This is a genomic window from Moraxella sp. (assembly GCF_024227015.1).
Classification (GTDB): Bacteria; Pseudomonadota; Gammaproteobacteria; order Pseudomonadales; family Moraxellaceae; genus Moraxella.
This window is the reverse complement of record NZ_JAAELD010000041.1, coordinates 1-1,572: the sequence shown is the minus strand read 5'-3', so window position 1 is coordinate 1,572 and position 1,572 is coordinate 1. Positions and strand designations below refer to the sequence as shown.

General features: G+C 42.6%; 3 protein-coding genes. All 3 read left to right on the top strand.

The genetic code is table 11. The features are described 5' to 3' along the window. The coding region (locus GY683_RS00830) for a hypothetical protein (RefSeq protein ID WP_297286948.1) at positions 1-181 on the top strand (181 nt) is incomplete at its 5' end. Further along, the gene (locus tag GY683_RS00825) at positions 178-936 is read left to right on the top strand and encodes a protein phosphatase 2C domain-containing protein (RefSeq protein WP_297286947.1); all 759 of its coding nucleotides are present in this window, start codon (positions 178-180) and stop codon (positions 934-936) included. The genes GY683_RS00830 and GY683_RS00825, both read left to right, overlap by 4 nt. A gap of 10 nt (positions 937-946) precedes the next feature. Next, entirely contained in the window at positions 947-1,528 is a 582-nt protein-coding gene (locus GY683_RS00820) for a hypothetical protein (protein WP_297286946.1), read from the top strand. Positions 1,529-1,572: the final 44 nt, after the last annotated feature.

Here is a 1,572-nt window from a genome sequence, read left to right as displayed (position 1 = left end):
TTTTACCAATCAGAAAAAAAGCCGAGAATTCTGTGAAGGGAATCTTGAGGTGTACTACACAAAAATGGCCAATGGAACGACGGTTTGTGTTGTGCCATTTTTTGGTGGTCGTCATGGCATAAATAGCTTTGCCAAAATGAAAGCGCTGAATGAGTGCATTAAGCAAATAGAAAAACTATGAAAGAAATCTATCAAATCCAAGCCTTAACTTGGCGTGGTGGCATGGCGCATCAGCAAGATGCGATGCTGATTAATTCTAAAGTTTATCAGAATCAAGGGCTTATTAGTAAAACTTATGAAGCCAAGCGATTTTGTGTGGCGGTGGCAGATGGTGTATCTAGCAGTCCTTATTCAGCACGGGCATCACGAACTTTGTTGGAGCTTGCGAGCGTCATGTATGACAGAAGTGGTGCGGTGGATTTTGTAGGATTGCAACATCAGCTCAATCAAGCACTGGCGGATGATAAGCATGAAGGTGCAAGCAGTACCTTGGTGTGTGCTTATTCGGCAGCTGATGGCATTGTAATCAAACATCTTGGCGACAGTAGGGCGTATCATTATGATGGCATTTGTTGGCAATGCTTGACTAAAGACCATAGCTTTATCAATGAGTTAAAGCCAAATGGTGAAATAAATCACGATGATGACTATGCTAGTTGTTATGGAGCGTTGATGGGGTATTTTGCTGTTGATTGCATGGCGGATATGTCGCTGATAGAGATGGCAAGTCATCAATGCTTAAATTTAAAGCAGGGCGAGTGCCTGCTACTGTGCAGTGATGGTTTTTCTGAGGTGTTGGATGGGCGGTTTTTGCCGATGGGTGATGGGAGTAGCCTAAAAGCGTGGTTAAATGGTAGCATTAGCCAAATCAAAGAAATCAAGTCAATGCAAGAGCTTGATAATATCAGTGCTGTGTTGGTACAGCGTATCAAATAGGAGTGTTAATATGTTAAAAGAAATGTTATGCCTTGAAAGTCGTGATGATCGTCTTTTTCAGGTTTTGGCGAATGATGATCAAAGTGAGATTCAGCTGGCTTTTTATGATCCAGACAGCCAACTCCATTGTCAAAAAGCAAAAGAGTTGCAACAGCAGGGCGTGCTTTTGGTGGCGATGGTGGATGCGAATGATCAAAGGCAATTGCCAGAGTGTGCCAATGCGATGATGTGTTGTGATGATAAACAGCTGGTTGTTGATGCATTTGTGGCGATGACTGATGAAGCAGCGGTTGTTCCACCACTGCTTATGGATTTGATATATATGCTACAAGGCAAAGTCTTTCACCAGCAGATTGTCAATGGTGGGGGAAATCGCAAGGAGGCATTGACCAGATTAACCAATGAAGTGGTGCAAACACAATCGCCATCAGATGTGCTGATTCTTATCAGGGCAAATGGGCTTAGAATGGATGATCTCAACTTTATGATGGATGCGAATTTGGGTGAGTTGGACGGTTGCTTTTATGCGGTGTGCGACTCGGTGGAATATGGCGATGAGATGATTGTTGATTTGATTTATAAAGTGAAATAATCAACAATAAAATGCAAAACCCCAAGCGAAAACTTGGGGTTTTT

Coding starts and splice junctions, on each gene's coding strand:
- GY683_RS00825 (WP_297286947.1), top strand. CDS start 178: ATGAAAGAAATCTATCAAATCCAAGCCTTAACTTGGCGTGGTGGCATG.
- GY683_RS00820 (WP_297286946.1), top strand. CDS start 947: ATGTTAAAAGAAATGTTATGCCTTGAAAGTCGTGATGATCGTCTTTTT.